The sequence below is a fragment of the Gemmatimonadota bacterium genome (assembly GCA_026706845.1).
Classification (GTDB): Bacteria; Latescibacterota; UBA2968; order UBA2968; family UBA2968; genus VXRD01.
On record JAPOXY010000020.1, the window covers coordinates 13,191 to 31,778 of the forward strand.

Genomic DNA, 18,588 nt, shown 5'->3' on the forward strand with positions numbered 1-18,588 from the left:
ATTTACACGTGGTTTCTCAACATCAATTCCATGGGATATGGATTTAAGTAGGTTTGCTCGTGTACCCAGTCTGGTACGCGGTTGCGATTGAGATGGTGTTTCAATAATGTAATTGGGACGATGAGAGGGAGCAGTCGCTGGCGATAGGATTCAAATACGTCGAGCAGTTCTTTTTTGTCCGCGGTGGTCAGTTCGTTTTTTATAAATCCCATCAAGTGCATCAATACGTTTACGTGTTTGCCCGGCGTGCTCATTACTTTCAGGCCTTCCATCAACAATTTGCCGTATTGAAGCGCTATATCTTCGCGGGAAGACTGTGCGACCAGTTGGCCCAGCTCGCGGTAGTGTTCTGGGCTGTGTGATAGAAGGCTCATTTTGATTCCGGTGTGAAATTTTACCAGGCCGCCGGGTGCTGGATTATGGGTCAACATTTGTTGCCAGCGGTAATAGACAAATACGCGTTCGATAAAATTTTCCCGCAAGGGCAGATCATTTAGCCGACCTTCTTCTTCGATGGGCAATAAGGGAAACCGGGCTGTCAATGCTTTTGCAAATAGTCCGCGACCATTGCGCGTGGGTATCTGCGTTTTTGTGTTAAATACCCGTACGCGAAATAACCCACAACTCGGTGAATCTTTTTTGAGTATATAACCGTGCAAATTCAGGTCTGTTAGTTCGTTGAGCCGTTTTTCTGCCCAGGTCTGCATGCCTGCGGTGTGATCTATGCCCGATTTTGGGGCAATGAGCCGCGGTGATTCCGCGTCGCCTTCGAGCCGGATGGTTTCTCGCGGAATGCCCATTCCCATTTCTACTTCTGGACATACTGGTACCCATTCGACGTAATTGCCCAATACGGTTGTCAAAAATGGCATGTGCTTGTGCCCGCCATTATACCGCACTTCTTCGCCCAACAAACACGTGCTCACGCCGAGCCGCAGTTTTGATGTTTGCATTCTGGCCATTCTCCTCACAGACCCACTGTGCTCGACGCGAGCCACAAATGGGGATGTGTTTCTAAGATCAGGTCTGCCACTTTTTGCACTGCTTTTTTTATTCCCCATGTGGGGCGCGGCTGACCCATTGGTGCCAGTTTGATCAATAACTGATTATTTTTGCGAAATAAGAGGGATATGCCGAAGTACTGGGCGAGTTCTCCTTCGCGTACCATGACTGAGATGAGGCCGTGATTGTCGGGCAATTGGCAGTAGATTTCTGTCATTTTGATTACGATTTGTGTATTCCGATGGGTTTCGCGCCACACTTGATCTGTGGCATGTTCGATAAGCCTCAGTATTTCTTCGCGATGGTATGCGCCTTCTAATACGATATTTGGCATTTTCCCGACCTTTTGAATGTGCGTTTCGACTGATAGTTCCGATTTCCGACGCCAGACAAAATAGTGAATGGGTACACCTGCATCTATTGCTTTTTGTTCGTATTTGGTTGGGGTGCGTCCGGGTAACTGGTGAACAGATGGGGTTGCGTAAATGGATTGCAGGTCCGATTGTCGCGTCAATATATCGGTGATCCACGTTGCGTAATCCGCGTGATCTGTCGCTATGGTCACTCCGCCGTCCGGCTTTAATCGCTCTGCCAGTATTTTTACAAATGTATCTTGAATCAGACGCCGATTGTGGTGTCGCTCTTTGGGCCAGGGATCTGAAAAATTGATCCATATTTCCGATAGGGATTGTGGGGCAAATACATGTTGTAATAAAAATGCGGCGTCACCCTCTATTGTGCGCACATGATTTAATTTCAGGGCGTTTAACCGCTTGAATAATCGGCGCATGGATCCCCAGGCGCGCTCGATTCCGACAAAACACGCATCGGGACGCGCTGTTGCCATATCGGATAGAAAATGTCCATTGCCAAATCCGATTTCGAGGACGAGGTCGCCTGGCTGATCAAAAATTTGCGGCCAGTCTATCGGCCAATCCAGTTGCAGCCATGGGACTGTGTATTTTTGTATTTCCTCGCTTAGCGGTAGAGATATCATGCGTTTAGCTCACCTGCGGATTTCGGTAAAGCGTTTGACCTGAGCCGTCATCGCCACTTCCGTGGGCAGGCGTTCCATTGAACTGGCGCCGTAAAAGCCATCGACTTCGGGAACCCGTTCGAGGATATAAGAGGCGTCTTCTGGTTCGGCAATCGGCCCGCCGTGGCAAAGTGTGATCACATCGTCCCGGATGGACTTGCAGGCGTTGCAAATCGCCTTTACTTCTTCCACGCAGTCATCGAGCGTTTTTGCCGTGTGCGCGCCGATTGTGCCTTTGGTTGTCAATCCCATATGCGCCACAACGATATCGGCGCCTGCTTCTGTCATGAGTTGTCCTTCTTCGACATTGAATGCATAGGGCGTTGTGAGCATGTCCATTTCATGGGCTGCTGCGATCATTTCCACTTCGAGGTGATAGCCCATTCCGGTTTCTTCCAGATTGGCGCGAAATAATCCGTCGATGAGTCCCACGGTTGGAAAATTTTGGATTCCCGCAAAGCCCAGGTCTCTCAGTTCTCGCAAGAAGTGATCCCGCAACATGAATGGGTCTGTTCCATTCACCCCGGCGAGTACGGGTGTGTGTTCTACTGCTGTGATGACTTCATAAGCCATTTCTTTTACTATTTCGTTGGCATTGCCATAGGCCAGGACGCCCGAGAGCGATCCCCGCCCCGCCATGCGATAGCGTCCCGAGTTGTAAATTACGATTAGATCAATGCCGCCCGCTTCTTCGCATTTTGCCGAGATTCCCGTGCCAGCACCACCGCCGATGATCGGCAGTCCGTCTGCGATTTTTTTTCGCAAGCGTTCTAATATTGATGTTCGGCTCTCTGCTGCCATTGTTGTCTCCTTGTGGTTTATCTTATTTCCTGGAAACTCGCCACCAGTGCTGCTGCAAATTCCGGGTCGTTGATATTGTTCGCCAGCCGTTTGATCTGGCGATTTTCCGTTTGTTCGATGCGCGCTTCCAGGGTTTCAAATAATGCCTGATCTGCATCTGGGTCGTGAAAGGGTTGTCCTTCATCGTCGATTAACGATACGCCGTTTTCCGGAATTAGTATTTGAATTGGCACCGTTGATCGGTTCAATTTGTTCGCTATCCAGGCGGCAAATTGGCGGTTTTCGTCCGCTGTCGTCCGCATCAATGTGACCTGTGCGTTGTGTACGTGGAGTGTGCGGTTTTTAAAGTGTTCGGGGACGGTTTCTACGGCACCAAAATTTACCATGTCGAGCGCGCCCAGACTCACGACATAAGGTATTTCGCGCGCGAGAATGCAATCCATTCGCTCAGGTCCGGCGGGGAATACGCCGCCCACGACTTCATCGGCTACTTCGGTTGTGGTGATATCCAGAACGCCGTCGATCATCCCGCTTTCGACGAGTTTTTCCATTGCCTGTCCACCCGTCCCCGTGGCGTGAAATACCAGGCAGTCATATCCGTCTTTTTCCAGTGCTTCGCGGACCATGGTTACACACGGCGTTGTTACGCCAAACATGGTCATTCCAAGCGTGGGTTTGTCTTCGGCCTCTGCAACGGTGTTTACGACCATTCCCGCTATTGCATGCGCTGCATTGCCCAGTACTTGCCGCGATACGCGGTTGATTCCGGCTACATCTACCACGGAGTACATCATCGCTATATCACAACACCCCACATAAGGTTCGGTATTGCCACTGGCGACGGTGGATACCATGACTTTGGGTACGCCAATGGGCAATGCCTGCATTGCCGGCGTGATGAGTGCTGTGCCCCCGCTGCCCCCAATGCCAATAATACCCGCTACGTCGCCTTTGGCGTATTCTTGCAGCAAGTAGGCGCACAGTGCTTCTCCCATCGCTGTTACGGCTTCGCCCCGGTCCGTATGTCCGATTACGGCGTCCGTTCCGCCCGCGTGACAGGCGGCTATGGTTTCCCGCGATACATCCGGCACGCCGCCTTGCGCGTCGCTCTGCGTGCCTACATCTATGACTGTCACCTCTGCGCCCGCGTTTCGAATGCATTCGGCGACATACCCGATTTCTTCACCTTTGGTATCCATTGTCGCAATTGCGTATATACTGCTCATGATACTCTCCTCGATTTGATAAGTTGATTTTTAGCCGCTGTTCCATCGAATATTACCCGGTTCGGGAGAAGATAGCAATATCATTCCCTGTCTGCGCGCCCAGATGTGTGCGGCTCTGGCGAGTACGGGGTGATCGGCATTTAGATATGTTAGAGCCATTTCCTCGGTGCCATACTGATGCAGGGCCTGGACGAGCAGGGGTTCTGATTCGGATATTCCGTTTCGGATGAAGAAGGCGTGCGCGGCTGCTACGATCAGGGTGCGTTTCTGTTCCAGGGCTTGCAGGAGTTTCTGGCTCGCCCTCGGCGTGGCGATCTCTCCCAGAGCTTCGGCAGAGCGCCATTGTACTTCTGGCTCGGGATGGTCGATGTGTTCCAGAAAATAGATTTCTATTCGCAGAGTCGCTTCTCGTTCCCGCCAGTTGGTATCCAGGCGGTCCAGCACTCGCACCATTCGCCGCGCCCATATCCTTCCTTTTCCGATAATCGAGATGAGAGTATCTGCCACAGACGCATCGCCGATTGATCCCAGGGCATCGGCCGCTGCCCAGCGCACTTCGGCTGACTGATCGTTCAGCATTTTCAGCAGGGGAGCGATGGCACCGCGGTCTCCAATTTCCCCCAAGGCCTCGGTCGCAATACGCCGAACCTGTACCGATGTATCGTCTAACTGATCAGTTAGCAAAGCCGTTGCACGGGGGTCCTTCAGCACACCCAGAGTTTGTATCGTTCCCAGACGAAATACGCCTTGTTCTGCATTGGACAGGATGGCCATGAGTGGTTCGACGGCTCGTGTATCGCGCAGTTCGCCCAGTGCCAGTGCAGCAGTTGAAACGATGCCTGGATCACGATGTTCGAGGGCTTCTACCAGTGGTTCGACGGCTCGTGTATCGCGCAGTTCGCCCAGTGCTTTTATAGCGATATACTGTACTTGCAGGTTCGGATCTTTTAGTGCCTCGAGTAAAGACGGAACGACCCGGGCGTCTCCGATCTGCCCCAGGGTCTCGATAGCCTGCATCCGTGCGATCAGGTCTCCGTTCGCCAGTTGTGCGACAAAAAAGTCCATGGTAGCACCCGCACGCGTTTTCCACTCGGCGTCTATTTCCGATAGTACCTGAACTACCTGGTAGCGCGATTGGTTTGGCGTCTTCAATCCGTCAATCAGGCGATTGATCGCCTCTTGAGCAGGTGCAGAAGTTTGCCACGATGGGTCGATGGTGTTGAGTGCCCATACCATTACCCGGCGCAGTTCTCTGTCCGCCTGCGGCAGTGCCTCAATCAGGGGTGCCAGGGCCTGTTGATTTTTTGTACGGGTAAGGGTCAGTGCGGCGACCCACCGCACATCGCGTGCCCTATCGGTCAGCGCGGTGGTCAGTGCCTGAATGGATCGGTCGCCACCTGCGGTACCCAGACTTTGAATTGCGCCCAGGCTCAGGGGCCCTTCTCGCTCTTGCGCGATTCTCAGTAAGGTTTCTACAGCCTTTTCGCCTCCGATATTGCCCAGGGCTTCGACCGCGGTCAGCCCCACCATGACATTTGGGTCGTGAACAATCGCAATCAGCGAATCCACTGCCTGCCGATCTCCCAATTTACCCAGGGCTTCGCTTGCGGCCAATCTTACCTGTGGTTCTCGGTCTTTGAGGGTTTGAATGAGAGCTGGAACCGCACGTCGGTCACCTATTTCCCCGATCTGTATCGCTGCGCGGGCACGCTCTGCAGCATTGGGATGTTCCAAAATTTGTACCCAATCGTCGGCTTTGGAAGCGCATCCCAAAAAGCTCAGAATAATTAGCCATAAACCGCTTTTAGTGATCACATACGTCTCCTGAGAAAGGCTTTGTGTCTTATGTTGACAGCGACTACCCGCTGCGGTATCATTGGGTATTCACAAACTGTTTGTCGATGAGGAATGCGTTCATGAATCGATTCTTACTGGTTTGGTTGGTCTGTTTCGCGGTCGCCTGTGGTTCGTCCGATAAGGGTCTCCAGCCCGAAGATATCCCTGCGCTATCTGAGGGCGATATTTTGCTCACAGATGCCGCCCAGCGCGCGCTGTTTCGCATCCATCCCAGCACGGGAGACCGCACCGTTGTTACCAGTAGCATCGGCGGTGTTCCCCGGCAGATCGCCCGGGATGCCCATGGCGACCTTCTGATGACTCTCTCTGGAAGCGGTCTGCCCATTGTCCTGCGGTTCGATGTCCGAACGGGCGATCTTTTTATTGTGTCTTCAGGCGGTAGCCCCATTGATCCCAATGTCCCGATTATCGGTTCAGGTCCCGCGTTTTTGGGTCCGGTCGGCCTGGTGCGAGAAACATCTGGACAACTCCTGGTCGGCGATCAGCCATCTGCTACTATTTTTCGCGTTGATCCCAATAGTGGCGATCGCACGGTTGTTTCTGGTCCCGGTCGAGGTGATGGCCCGCCCTTTACTGGCCGCATAAAACAGTTTGCCCTGGATGCCAATGGCAGTCTCCTATTGGCGGTCGGCTCAGTTTCGCAGGGGGGCGAGGGACGTATTTTCCGCATTGATCCCAATAGTGGTGACCGCGCGGTTGTCTCCGGTCCAGAAATGGGTGAGGGTCCCCGACTGATGGATCCGGAAGGGATTGTTTTGAGCACCCTTAACACTATTTTTGTCACGGATATCGGTCAGGCCGCTGTTATCCGAATTGATCCTATCAGTGGAGCCCGCACTATTATTTCAAGCCCTTTTACCGGCGAGGGTGAATTGCCCGATATTCCCTCTGGTCTCGCTTTTAATATCCTCGACGAGCTTCTGGTGGCAGATCGCACCGTTATCTACCGCGTGGATATCGATACTGGCGATCGTACTGTTATCTCGGCGCCAATTATTGGTCAGGGCGAACCCTTTCTTGTGGCGGATGATATTTTTGTGATTAAGAATTGATTTATTTGACCTTTATGTTTTGAATCATTTGCAGGCCCTGCCGTGCGTCCGGATGGGTCGGGTCGATTTGAACCGCGCGTTCGAAATACACCTGTGCCGAGTCTGTGCGACCCTGATTGAGCAATAGCGTTCCCAACTTCACGTGGCCGTCGTAGAACCGGGGGGCCAGCTCGATTGAGCGGCGAAATGCCGCTTCTGCACCCGCCGTATCTCGGAATCTTTCCAGGGCCATCCCCAGATCGTAATGCGCTGTGAAAAGCGTGGGTTCCAGGTCGAGGGCTTTGCGAAACTGGGCAATGGCGAGGCCGAGAAATCCCCGCCGATCCAGTGCATATCCGATTTGCAAATAGGCTTCTACATCTCCGGGAGCCAGCGCGTCGGCTGCTGCTTGCTCTCGTGCGGCCATGTCCATCCGACCATTTCCCGCATGGCGCGCCGCACGTTCCAGGTGCATCATGTAAACCGCGCACTGCTGGCTCAATGCCACTCCCGAGCGATAAACGCCCAATCCGATGCCCACAAATAATGCGACTACGCCGATGCGGAAAAGCCATTGTCTGCCCCACCAGGCGCGGCCCTGCAGGAATAAGACCGCCGCTACCGGTGTTGTGACAAAACCCGTACCGAACCCCTCAGCTACCCAGGCGATAACCGCAGAGGCCAGAATCCATGGCATTGATACTTTTGGCAATGCCATTAGACATAGCAGGGCGAGGGGGATCAGCGAAATTAACAGATCTGGTCGTCCGCCAATGCCCACCTGCGCTACGATTATTACCGCTGTGAACAGGCCTATGCACACCCACATCAATACGTGCCGCGATCTTTGCCTGCTTTCGGCTGTTTCCACAGTTGTGGAGCCTGTACCGGTCAGTGCCAGAACGCCCAGAGTCAGGATGCTTATCCAGTGCCAGATTACAAAGGGTTGCGTAGGTACCGCACGTGAAATCGGCTCGGAAAACAGGTGTAAAAACAGGTGAAAAAGAAATACGCCCCACAGCGCGTGCGCCCAGACCCTGCGCCGATAGGGCGTACAGAATGCCAGAAAATAGGGGATAAAGAACTCGAATCCCACCGCAAACCATTCCGCTATCCCCACAGTTGGTACACCTGCAAAGAAACGATTGTACGTCGGTATGCTCCACAGCCACCAGCCCGCGGCTGCTGCTCCGCCTTCTACCCCATATCCCACGGCTGCCATTCCCACGCAAGTCATCCCTACAGTGGCCATTAAATCGCCTTTAAGCGCGGGTATCCGCGCCAGCACCCGCTCGGCTAGCCACCAGCTCACATAGAGGGCAAAGATCCATCCGATTACTGCCTGTAATGACGCTGAAAATATCTGCACTACCGGTTGCGTGAATACATAGGGCATCACGCCCCCCTGCGATTCGACTGTGATCCAGTGAATCACATTTCCCCGCACGGCGCCAAATAGAAATGCCGAGATGAAAAAGCTCAGCGCAATGCGGCGGCCCCGATGGGACCAGGCGTGCCACATCAGCAGAGCTATCGCCACAGCAGAGGGCACAAAAAGCAGAAGCGTTTTCATGGCTCCTCTTGTTTTATATTATGAGATTCGACTGCGTATGGGGTGCGTGATTTTTGATAAACCAGAGATAGAGCACCTGACTGTAGGAAAAAAATACCATCTGTTTTCGTTGAAAAAAGGGTTCCAGTTCTTTTTGCAATTTCCTCAGGTTGTAAAATGGTACGCCCGGGAAATAGTGGTGTTCCAGGTGATATGTCGAAAACAGATAGAGAAAATTCCATATCCAATTGGCTCGCATTAGCGTCGTCCAGTTGGCGATTTCATCCGGATTTATCACATAGTGCTGCCCCAACCGGTTGACCGTAAAAGCAATGGGAAAGATAAAAAATACCGGAAAAATATGCGCTTTGAAAGCAAACCACGGGTCCAGCGTCCAGAACCACGTCAGGATTCCCAGGTGCAGGATGATGCCCACTGTGCGTTCTCGTTTGATCTGGCGGCAGAGTTGCTCTGGATAGCCTTTGAAGGTTTCGGCTACTGCCCGAAAATAAATGGGGAATAGCATTGGCGTGCAGTAAAGCAGCTTGAACCAAGGCGAGTTGATGCGGGGTGACAGGTGCGCGCGTTTGGGGTCGGCGTGCGTCGAACCCAGGTGATCGTGATGGTCCAGATGCCACCGCTTGAACTGTGAAGATGCCAGCCCGGAAATCCACCCGTACACAAGCCCCAGGAGGTCGTTGAGGCGGTGTTTCTTGCGGAAAATGCACCGGTGTACGGATTCGTGTAGCAAAACGGAGAAGCTGAAAATTACGAATCCCAGGAGTACGCTTGCGGGAAACCAGGCCCAGAATGAATCGACGTGGTAAATCCAGACGGGTAGTCCCACCAGCAGTGCTGTCTGCCGGAAGGCGATCCAAAAATGTCGCCAGGGTCGCCGCTGGTGCAGGTGTGTCAACCGTTCTTTTGGTATTGCCGCCCGCAGTTCCCGGTTTAAGTCTCGCGCATGGTCGTGATATGTCAGTTCCGTCGCCATGGCAAACCTCCGCGTTAGCCGATTGCAAATACGTACACAAACCCCACATGTCCCGCCATTAATAGCAAATACATGTGTTTCCATGAAATGTGATTGGATTCAAATGTCAAAGCCTCGGGACGCTTCAACATCAACCAGCCGACATACCCGCCCCAAAGTGCCAGAAAGCCCAGCCACTGCGCGCTCGACGGCACCCATTCCCACATCGCACCAATGGGAATGAGCGCAAAGGGCAATACCAGAAAAGGCAGTATCATCCAGGCTGCTCGCCGGGGTCCCAATAGTACGGGTAGGGTCTTCATGCCAAAGGCGCGGTCTCCTTCCACATCTGCGAAATCTTTGGTGTTGCTGGCGCCAAACACGTAGAGGCCGAATACCAGGCCCACAAACCAGGGCGCCGGATGCCATATAGGTTCCACAGCCGCCCATCCTCCTACGGGTAGTAAACATCCCCGTCCAAATCCCAGTGCCAGGCTCGAAGAGAGTGCGTGCCGTTTTAGCCGCAAGGGCGGTGCTGAATAGGCCAGTGTGAGCAATGCGCCCACCGCGAAGATGCCCAGCAGCCGGGGATGCACCAGATAGGCGAGGCCCAGGGCGATGATATAGCACGCGGTTCCCAGCAGTGCCGCCCCGTGCATGGATACGCTTCCCGAGGGCATGGGACGGATGGGTTTGTTGATCCGATCAATTTCCAGATCGCAGCACTGGTTGATGATGTTTGATCCCGCATTCAGGATTGTAACAGCCAGCGTGCCTATTAGACCTGCTGTAGGGATCTCTCCGCCGGTAGCCATTGCCGATCCCGCGAGAAATCCGACGGCAGGTGCCAGTAGTGTGAAGGGTCGCGCGAGTACCACAAAGGCGCGGAATCCATTTTGTTCCATAGAATTGTTCATTCGCTTTGGGCCTTTGCTTCCACTACGTAAAAACGGGCTGTTTTGAATACTTCAATGTCGCGGTTTAGATCTTTTACGGCTACGACTACTTCGTGTTGACCGGGTGCGATATCTCCTAAATCCAGTTCTACAAAATTTTCGCTTTTCGTTTGTGTTCCCGTCTGCTCGTACCGAATTGTTACTTCCTCTCTGCTACCGCCCGATAGCATCCGGCCCAGTCCGGACAACGCGCGGATCAGTAGCGGCGTGTGATTGGCGTCCCGCACTGTATAGGCGACTTCGTAGCGCGTCTGTCCAAATGAATCGCGCAGCAAATTGTAGATTTCAAAATAAATAAAAAGCGATGTTTCCTGGTAAAATATCCGACCCGGTGAGGGATCTACCCGGAAGCCCAATCTCACAAACTGGCCCGTGGTTCCCGAATCTACCTGAGCCACTGCGCGGGCTACCTGGACGCCGCTGACCATCAGTGTATCCCGGTTGTATGAATCTACCGGTACAGCTTTTTGATAAACGCCCATCAAATCCGCTTCTGGGCGCCAGACTTGAACGGCGAGCATATAATCGCCCGGAGGTACGTCCATTGGAAATTCTTCCACCAGTACGGATCTGCTGCCCCGTGGTGCCATGACTTCCACATCGCCCTGTACGCGATAGACTTTTCCAGAGCGCTCGTTGATCAGGGCTACCCGCCGCTGTACCCGCGCGGTATCGCCAGCACCCTGTACATAGAGGTTGCGGGTGGGGACGCCCATAAATACCCGAATTTCTGTATTGTCGTCTGTTCCCTTAAAATCCACTGTATCAAAATGAAAATCCAGTGGTTCGTAATAACTGATGTTATAGACCTCGGGTATATCCCGGGTGATGCGGGGCATAAAGGTGGCTGGCGAATATTCCGAGAACAGTCGCGATATCCGCAGTGTCTGGTCGTGCCCAACCCGTTCCAGGCGGTTTCGGTCTTCTGTGGTCAGAACGGGCGGCGGCGCGTAATCGTAACGCCCGGAGGTAAATTCGTCGGTAAATACCACTTCAATGCCTCCGCCGATGCGGGTGTAAAACCACACTTCCCACTTTACGGTCATCCCGGCAATGCCCGTTGTCACTGGTTTGTATCCGTAAAATCCCAGGGTGTCTTCAGCCGCCATGCCCGCGCGGGCTTGCATGGAGCCTTCAAAGGGCATGCGGGGCAGGTCGTCCAGTTCGGGGTTGTCTTCGTCGATGATGTTTATAAATCGTTCTGTTCGCACTGGATATACAGGTCCCAGAAATGTGTGGTGTACACCATCGGGACCGTAGAGTCGGCGGGCGAGTTCCGTCTGGATGATCTCAACGGGTTGGGGTATGTTGAGGTTTAATGAGCGGGAAGTGGAGCGGTGGTCTGGTTCTCCGTAGCGGATATAGACTTCTCCGCGCCGGTCATAGGGGAACTGCTTTCGTCCGTAGTTTTCCCGCGCATGGAGTACCCGCCGATAGTGTTCGCACCAGCGCATCAATCCGCCACTGGCTTTCAAGGGGTCTTTTCTCAGCCAGAATCTTCGCAGGAAATCTCTCCGACGCTCTGGCGGGGTCTGCCGATAGGCCTCCGTTTCTCTGGGCGTAGCTACAATTGAGATATCCCAGTAGAGTCCTCCCTCCTCTTCAGATAGTGTGGAAATATACTCTTCAAAAGCTATGAGCGCGTCTTCGAAATTACCCCGCTCCATGAGTATTTGGCCCAGGACCGCATAGCCTCGAGGGTCTTCCAGCCGACCCAGCAGGCGTTCGGCTTCTGCCTTTTTGCCCGATTCGGCCAGGCTGCGGATAAACAAATAGGCCGCTTCCTGGTCTTTGGGCTGGCGTTTGAGGTACTGGTCGTAATAATAAACCGCTACCTGATCCAATTTGTCGTCCTGGTAGAGTTGACCCAGTAGCAAATATCCCGGTGCGTATTCGGGGTCGATCTGAATCGCCCGTCCCGCCGCTTTTATGGCATCGCCTGTTTCTGATATTCGATAGAGGCGGGCGAGATGGTAATACATTTTTGCCCGGGTCGAATCCAGTGCTACGGCTCTTTGCAAATGGGGGCGGGCACCCCGCCAGTCGTTTTTCAGATCCAGGTAGGCGAGCCCTGAGCCCAGGTGTGCCTCTACCCACGCCGAATCGGCCTGCACTGCTTTGCGAAATGCTTTGATAGCGTCGTCGGCCTGTTTAGATTGGAGGTGAAGCTGTCCGATCAGGGTCAGCACCCGCGCAGGCTGGAGTTGTTGTTCGGCGATTTTTTCCAGGTCTTTGATGGCCTGTTTTAAACTGTCTTTGTGCGAGACTTTCAAGGCTCGAGCGTAAATCGACTCGGCGTCCTGGGCGTGTACCGTTCCGGCTCCGCACAGTCCGATAAAAAGGCCAAGCGCAAAATAGAAGTGATAATTTTTCATTGTGTTGTGTTCACAAGAGATGTGATTCTCCGCAAGGTGTATATAAAGTATAACAAAAAACCAAAATGGAATCGCTGTTTTTTCCAGGTGGTGGCTGATTGACAAACGATCTCTTCAGGTAAGGCGGCAATTGCATTTTTTGCATACACGCCTTAGATTGTGAATTGAACTGTCCAGGAGTTTTTCATGCGCGTCATTATTTTATTTTTTATTCTGCTAATGCCTCTGTCGGCTCACAGTCGCCCGGTGGTCGCGGTTTTGCCTTTTGAAGAGGCGAATACCGATTGGCTCTCGGAGGGTATGGCCTGGGGTTTGTCGGATAAGCTCCGCCGCGTGTCGGGGCTGCAAATGGTCGATTCCGATCGGCTGAATGCCGCTTTGTCTAAATATCAGACGCCTGTGCAGATTGGCCAGTCGGCAGGTGCGACACTGGTCCTGTACGGTGCCTGTCGGCTGCAGAGAGACCAGATCCAGATCTCTGCCCGCGTTTTGCGGGTTGATACCGATGATATTCTGGAACTGGGCGGGGTGGGAGGTCCGCTCGATTCCCTGTTTGCCCTGCAGGATAGCGTGGTTCGCCGCTTCCTGGACGGCGTTGATCTCAGTGCTACCGATATGGAATGGACGGCGATTCTTCGCAGACCCACCCGATCGGTTCGGGCTTATGCCCACTGGGTGCGCGCCCGGAGTATGCTGACTGGCGATGCCAAGGATCCGGATGTTGTGCGCGATCACCTCGACCGCGCCCTTGCCGAGGATGCCGATTATGCCGATGCCCACAGTCACCTGGGTTTGCTCTTTGTCGCGCAACGCCGGTTCAAAGAGGCACTCGGTGCATTGCAGACGGCGGTCCGCCTCAAGCCGGATGATCCGCTGACCCGCTACAATCTGGGAGTGACTTATGCCAGTTTGGGGCAGCCCGATCGCGCGGCTATTGCGTTTCGGGACGCGATCCGCCTTAAACCCGATGATCCCATTACCCACTACAATCTGGGTATTCTACACCATCTTCAGGGCAATCACGAGGCTGCTATTGCGCCTTTGCAGACGGCGGTTCGTCTCAAGCCGGATTTCGCGGTCGCCTATCTGACGCTGGGCATTGCCCTTGCCAATACGCAATCCCTCACCCGCGCAGAAGACGCGCTTAAAGAGGCTATTCGCCTGTCTCCCGAAAATGCCGATGCACACTACAATCTGGGTGTTGTCTATATCGAGATGGGGCATCGCGATCAGGCGACCGAAGTTTTAGAGCGAGCCATCTCGCACAATCCAGAGCACGCCGATGCCCATTTTAATTTGGGACGCGCTTATGAAGCTCTGGGCCGCTATGATGAAGCGGTCGCTGCCTTCAAACAGGCGGCTCAATTCAATCCCGATTATGCGGATTTGCACTTTAATCTGGGCATTGCCCATACCGAGGCCGGGCGTTTTGAGGAGGCTATTCGCACTCTGCACACTGCCCGCCGGATCTATCCGCAAGATCCGCTCATCTATCACAATATGGGTATTGCCTATCGAAATGCCGCGCGTTTTGAAGAGGCGGAAAATGCTTTTCGAGAAGCGCTGCGTCTCAATCCCCATCTGGCCGATATTCACCTGTCTCTGGGGAGTCTGCAACTGGATATGGGACGCTATGAGCAGGGCCTTTCATCCATTCGAGAGGCTGTGCGCCTGACGCCTAAAAATGCCGATGCTCACCGCTATCTGGGCGAGGCTCTGGCTTATTTGAAGCAGTATCCGGATGCGATTCAGGCTTTCCGAAAAGCCATTGCGCTTAAGGGCGACGATGGAGACGCACATCTCGGTCTGGGCATGGTCTATTTGCAGGCTGGGCAAAAAACCGCGGCTGTATCTGCTCTCAAAACGGGTCTTCAACTCAGTCCCGGACACCCCGATTCTCTGGCTATTGCCCGCGAGATCGCGCGGTTGCAGAAGCAGCCTGAGCAGGTCAGTACCTATCTGAACCGCGCCCGCGCTTTTGAGGATGCCGGGCTTTTGGACGAAGCGATTAATTCCTACCGCAAAGCCGCCAGTCTCAGTCCCGAGAATGCCGATATTCAACACGCCCTGGGCATGGCTTGTCTGCGGGCGAATCGTCCGGAAGACGCGCTGCCCGCTTTTCGGAAGGTTCTCAGGCTTCGTCCGGATCATCCCGATGCAAATCTCATCCGTGATTTTATTCGCCGCATGGAAGAGGGACAATGACCATGATTCGCGCCGCGTTGTTCCTGTTCCTGTTTTGTGTGCCCCATTTTGTTGCCGCTGATGCCATCCGTTTTACTGAAATGGCGGAGAAGGCGGGGATCCATTTTGTCCACAGTACCGGAGCCAGGGGCGGATGGCACTATATCGAGACGATGGGTTCCGGCTGTGCGCTTTTCGACGCGGATGGCGATGGGGACCTGGATCTCTATCTTGTCAATGGTGCCAATCTGCCCGGGCAACCGGTTCAGGGTAACAATGCGCTGTATCGCAATGATACGGATAAAACGATTCGCCTGACCGATATTACCGAATCTTCAGGTGCGCCCGGCCGGGGCTATGGCATGGGTTGCACTGTGGGCGATGCGGATAATGATGGAGATCTGGACCTCTATGTTACCGGTTATCCCGAAAATATTCTGTATGTGAACAATGGCAACGCCGCCTTCAAAGACGCCTCCCGGCAGGCGAATGTAGCCGCAGGCGGATGGAGCGCGGGGGCGGCTTTTTTCGATTTTGAAGCCGATGGGGATCTGGATCTCTATGTGGTGCGCTATCTCACTTACGATCCCGCCCGAGAGCCGGTGTGTGAACGCAGTGGTGTGCGGACTTATTGCGCGCCGTATCGGTTTCGAGGTGCTCCCGATTTGTTGTATCTGAATAATGGTGACGGCACATTTGAAGATATTTCTCAGCGGGCTGGTATCGCCGATCCCCGGGGCAAGGGTCTGGGCGTGCTCACGCTGGATTACGACCGGGATGGCGATACCGATCTCTATATCGCCAATGATACGACGCCCAATTTTCTCTATCGAAATGATGGCGATCGCTTTACTGAGGTCGGCCACAAATCGGGTGTGAGCACAAGTGCTTCGGGTCGTCCACAGGCTGGCATGGGCGTGGATGCTGGCGATGTGGATGGCGATGGGCGCACGGATCTTATTGTTACCAATTTTTCCTATGAGTCAAATGCTTTTTATCACCACACAGAACAGGGTGTTTTTGCAGAGGCCAGTGCCCGCCTGGGTCTTGTGGGACCGAGTACTCTTCCCCTGGGTTTTGGCACACATCTCTTCGATGCGGATAGCGATGGCGATCTGGATCTTTTTGTCGCCAATGGTCATATTTTTCCCAATGTATCGGATTTTTCTTCTGCCGAGTCCTATCCTCAGACCGATCAGTTTTTCCGCTATACCGCAGGTGTTTTTGAAGACGTTTCCGAATCGGCGGGTTTCACATTGCCCGCTGTCAGCCGGGGTTCGGCACTGGGCGATATAGATGCCGATGGTGATCTGGATCTGGTTGTGCTCGTCGCCGATGCCCGTCCGCATCTCTATCGGAATGATACCCTACCTGTCCATCCATGGGTCATTGTCCAGTTAAAAAGCGTGAGTCGCAGTGCGATAGGTGCTCGCGTCACTCTTACTACAGGTGGGCGTACCCAATCTCGAGAGGTGCGAAGTCAATCCGGGTATCTCTCTTCAGGGGATCCGCGCCTCCACTTCGGTCTGGGCGATGCCGAACAGATTGACCGCCTCGATGTCTGGTGGCCCTCTGGGCGCACCCAAACTCTGAGCAATCTGTCTCCGAATCAGATTCTGGTCATTGAGGAATAGGCTTACCATCCGTGTACAAAGTGTCCACTTCCGGGAAACCAGATCGCATCTACGACACTCGATACGCCCACGCCCAACAGGTACCCCACTACTATTCCATAGGAAAATGGCATCGATCGCCGGTAAAGTCCTACGCCTCCAAATTTGAGGGTCAGGGCCTTAACGAGCCATACGAGAAAGATAGCGAATCCGTACGTATGACTCGGGAAGGCGAGTCCCACGGGGTGAATCGGCCAGGAAGCGAACCGGGTATTCAGCAATGTCAGCAGGCCCGCTTCTCCGACTCCGAATAGCCAGACCAGCAGTTTTTGAAAGTCAAAATATGTGGGTTCTGTCCCCTCAATTATGCCTACCTGCCTCAGCATTACGGTCCAATCGTACATATAGGCTGCGTTTAGGCCGCCCTCCGTATAACACAAATAAAGCTGGGCACCGCAGGCTATGGCATAGGCGGCGAGCAGAGAGATAGGCAGAGCACATACCACCAGAAAACGGCGCTTCAGGGCTTGTTGCAATAGTCGAAAAAAATGTGGAATGGCCGGTATCGATAGCATTCGACCCGAATGCGCAGCCAATCCGCCGCGGTTTAACACCATTATCCCCGTCAGATCGGAGGGAGAAAAATTGGCTGTTCCCAGAAGCGTCTTTAGTATCGGTCCTCCTTTCTGCCCCTGGGGTGATAGAAATACGAATCCCGTGGCTGCCGCGTATTTGGTCACGCCAAAGTAGATCACGAAAAACAGTGAAAGCTGTAGCAGTGCCGCGATGGGTCGCATGTCCAGAGATATCATCCAGCCCGTGAGAAATGCAAATGCCGCGCTGAATCCCAGCCAGGCCGTGCGGTAGGTCACGGGCGTTCCATCGTCTTTGCTCCGGTCGTCTGATAATGCCTTTTGCAGGGTTTCTTTTAGATGTCCGCGGGCCACCCAGACCGACCAGATCACGAGAAATACCAGTGCGCCGTGCGCCTCCAGCATCCGAATTTCTCCCGAAGTTGCTGCCTGTCCCTGCATGCCCACTGTAAATCCCGTTCGATCCATCAGTGCTTGTTTGAAAATATTGAGCACAAAAAAGGTCCACACGCTCAGCAGTATATTTAGCGGACACAGGTAGGCCAGTCCCATCAAAAGGGGCTGAATCCTCAGGTATAAGGTCGGAAAATCGCGCCCGATATGCACGGCTTTGGTCAAGTAGTGATCGTAGATCCCGATGCGCGGAATTGTGAGAATAAAATACCCGGCAATATTCCAGAAAATTACGCCGGCTGTACACGCAAAACCCATCCAGAAAACGGGCGTTCGGAACACGATGGGCAATCGGTGTGCGGGTTCTTCCCGGAGCAGTTCCAGGGGCATTGTCGCCAGGGGAAATGTCAGCCGTTCACGTTCCACCCACTGTTTGTAAAACAACACACTTGCAAAAAAGCCAGCCATTACCAGTGCTACAGTTCCGGCAAACCACCAGAACAGCGGGGTTAGCCAGTTGCGCCACGGGATGGATTCCTCTGATCCCAGTCCTACGTACAGCTTTTCTACCACCATATCTCCCGGTTCAAAAAACAGCCAGCGGGGCATATAGGCTCCTACGACCTCCCAGAATCGGTTTTCCGGTGAAGAAAAAGCGGATGGTGCTGAAATATCTGTGATCAAGTACCCGGCCCAGCCCACTGCCGGTGCGGTGCCCACCATCCAGACCATTCCAAAAATCACCATTACCTCTGTGCGCGACAGGGCAAAGCGAGGCAAAATTAACTTTAAAAATGTGTTGATTCCCACCCACAATACCAGGGGCAGCAACGCGGTGACGGGCACGAAGCTTTTCATCAGATTTCGCCCGAAGTAGGTCGCGTACAAACACATGCCCGCAATTGTGATCAGCCCCAGTACAAAAGCCCGAATGGTGAGCGATTCAGATGCTGTTGATGCTTTTCTTTCAGGTTCCGGTGCCGAAGCCATGTTCGC

Annotated in this window: 13 protein-coding genes; 3 read left to right on the forward strand and 10 right to left on the reverse strand. The window is 53.6% G+C overall.

Annotated elements, in window-relative coordinates; translation table 11 throughout:
• Positions 1-2: 2 nt before the first annotated feature.
• The 5 genes from OXG87_01685 to OXG87_01705 are packed head-to-tail and all read right to left on the reverse strand — an operon-like array spanning position 3 to position 5,880.
• Positions 3-953: a DUF523 and DUF1722 domain-containing protein gene (locus tag OXG87_01685; GenBank protein MCY3868235.1), complete on the reverse strand. Its 951-nt coding sequence runs from the start codon at positions 951-953 to the stop codon at positions 3-5.
• A gap of 14 nt (positions 954-967) precedes the next feature.
• Entirely contained in the window at positions 968-1,999 is a 1,032-nt protein-coding gene (gene trmB, locus OXG87_01690; GenBank protein MCY3868236.1) for a tRNA (guanosine(46)-N7)-methyltransferase TrmB, read from the reverse strand.
• 9 nt (positions 2,000-2,008) lie between these two features.
• Positions 2,009-2,839, reverse strand: coding sequence for a phosphoenolpyruvate hydrolase family protein (locus OXG87_01695; protein ID MCY3868237.1), 831 nt, complete (start codon positions 2,837-2,839; stop codon positions 2,009-2,011).
• 17 nt (positions 2,840-2,856) lie between these two features.
• Entirely contained in the window at positions 2,857-4,065 is a 1,209-nt protein-coding gene (locus tag OXG87_01700; GenBank protein ID MCY3868238.1) for a Tm-1-like ATP-binding domain-containing protein, read from the reverse strand.
• A gap of 30 nt (positions 4,066-4,095) precedes the next feature.
• Entirely contained in the window at positions 4,096-5,880 is a 1,785-nt protein-coding gene (locus tag OXG87_01705) for a HEAT repeat domain-containing protein (protein MCY3868239.1), read from the reverse strand.
• A gap of 101 nt (positions 5,881-5,981) precedes the next feature.
• On the opposite strand from OXG87_01705, the gene OXG87_01710 reads away from it, so the two are divergent.
• The gene (locus OXG87_01710) at positions 5,982-6,974 is read left to right on the forward strand and encodes a hypothetical protein (protein MCY3868240.1); all 993 of its coding nucleotides are present in this window, start codon (positions 5,982-5,984) and stop codon (positions 6,972-6,974) included.
• A 1-nt stretch (position 6,975) separates the two neighbouring features.
• Here the strand turns inward: OXG87_01710 and OXG87_01715 are convergent, their stop codons facing one another.
• The 4 genes from OXG87_01715 to OXG87_01730 are packed head-to-tail and all read right to left on the reverse strand — an operon-like array spanning position 6,976 to position 12,809.
• On the reverse strand, positions 6,976-8,526 hold the full coding sequence (locus OXG87_01715; GenBank protein MCY3868241.1) for a tetratricopeptide repeat protein: 1,551 nt from the start codon (positions 8,524-8,526) through the stop codon (positions 6,976-6,978).
• Between the two features lie 13 nt (positions 8,527-8,539).
• Positions 8,540-9,499: a fatty acid desaturase gene (locus OXG87_01720; GenBank protein ID MCY3868242.1), complete on the reverse strand. Its 960-nt coding sequence runs from the start codon at positions 9,497-9,499 to the stop codon at positions 8,540-8,542.
• A gap of 14 nt (positions 9,500-9,513) precedes the next feature.
• Entirely contained in the window at positions 9,514-10,395 is an 882-nt protein-coding gene (locus OXG87_01725) for a UbiA family prenyltransferase (protein ID MCY3868243.1), read from the reverse strand.
• Positions 10,392-12,809 carry a GWxTD domain-containing protein gene (locus tag OXG87_01730; protein MCY3868244.1) on the reverse strand — a complete coding sequence of 806 codons (2,418 nt, stop codon included), beginning with the start codon at positions 12,807-12,809 and terminating at the stop codon, positions 10,392-10,394. The genes OXG87_01725 and OXG87_01730 overlap by 4 nt, the downstream gene beginning before the upstream one ends.
• A 186-nt stretch (positions 12,810-12,995) precedes the next feature.
• On the opposite strand from OXG87_01730, the gene OXG87_01735 reads away from it, so the two are divergent.
• Together OXG87_01735 and OXG87_01740 are read left to right on the forward strand one after the other, a co-directional pair.
• Entirely contained in the window at positions 12,996-15,014 is a 2,019-nt protein-coding gene (locus OXG87_01735; protein ID MCY3868245.1) for a tetratricopeptide repeat protein, read from the forward strand.
• The gene (locus OXG87_01740; protein MCY3868246.1) at positions 15,011-16,627 is read left to right on the forward strand and encodes a CRTAC1 family protein; all 1,617 of its coding nucleotides are present in this window, start codon (positions 15,011-15,013) and stop codon (positions 16,625-16,627) included. The genes OXG87_01735 and OXG87_01740 overlap by 4 nt, the downstream gene beginning before the upstream one ends.
• Before the next feature lie 2 nt (positions 16,628-16,629).
• On the opposite strand, the gene OXG87_01745 is transcribed toward OXG87_01740, so the two are convergent.
• Positions 16,630-18,582, reverse strand: a complete 1,953-nt coding sequence (locus tag OXG87_01745) for a hypothetical protein (GenBank protein MCY3868247.1) — start codon at positions 18,580-18,582, stop codon at positions 16,630-16,632.
• Between the last annotated feature and the right edge of the window lie 6 nt (positions 18,583-18,588).

Bases quoted from the DNA above. Each gene is read 5' to 3' on its own strand.
- OXG87_01685 (MCY3868235.1), bottom strand. From the start codon at position 953: ATGCAAACATCAAAACTGCGGCTCGGCGTGAGCACGTGTTTGTTGGGC.
- trmB (MCY3868236.1), bottom strand. From the start codon at position 1,999: ATGATATCTCTACCGCTAAGCGAGGAAATACAAAAATACACAGTCCCA.
- OXG87_01695 (MCY3868237.1), bottom strand. From the start codon at position 2,839: ATGGCAGCAGAGAGCCGAACATCAATATTAGAACGCTTGCGAAAAAAA.
- OXG87_01700 (MCY3868238.1), bottom strand. From the start codon at position 4,065: ATGAGCAGTATATACGCAATTGCGACAATGGATACCAAAGGTGAAGAA.
- OXG87_01710 (MCY3868240.1), top strand. From the start codon at position 5,982: ATGAATCGATTCTTACTGGTTTGGTTGGTCTGTTTCGCGGTCGCCTGT.
- OXG87_01715 (MCY3868241.1), bottom strand. From the start codon at position 8,526: ATGAAAACGCTTCTGCTTTTTGTGCCCTCTGCTGTGGCGATAGCTCTG.
- OXG87_01720 (MCY3868242.1), bottom strand. From the start codon at position 9,499: ATGGCGACGGAACTGACATATCACGACCATGCGCGAGACTTAAACCGG.
- OXG87_01725 (MCY3868243.1), bottom strand. From the start codon at position 10,395: ATGAACAATTCTATGGAACAAAATGGATTCCGCGCCTTTGTGGTACTC.
- OXG87_01730 (MCY3868244.1), bottom strand. From the start codon at position 12,809: ATGAAAAATTATCACTTCTATTTTGCGCTTGGCCTTTTTATCGGACTG.
- OXG87_01735 (MCY3868245.1), top strand. From the start codon at position 12,996: ATGCGCGTCATTATTTTATTTTTTATTCTGCTAATGCCTCTGTCGGCT.
- OXG87_01740 (MCY3868246.1), top strand. From the start codon at position 15,011: ATGACCATGATTCGCGCCGCGTTGTTCCTGTTCCTGTTTTGTGTGCCC.
- OXG87_01745 (MCY3868247.1), bottom strand. From the start codon at position 18,582: ATGGCTTCGGCACCGGAACCTGAAAGAAAAGCATCAACAGCATCTGAA.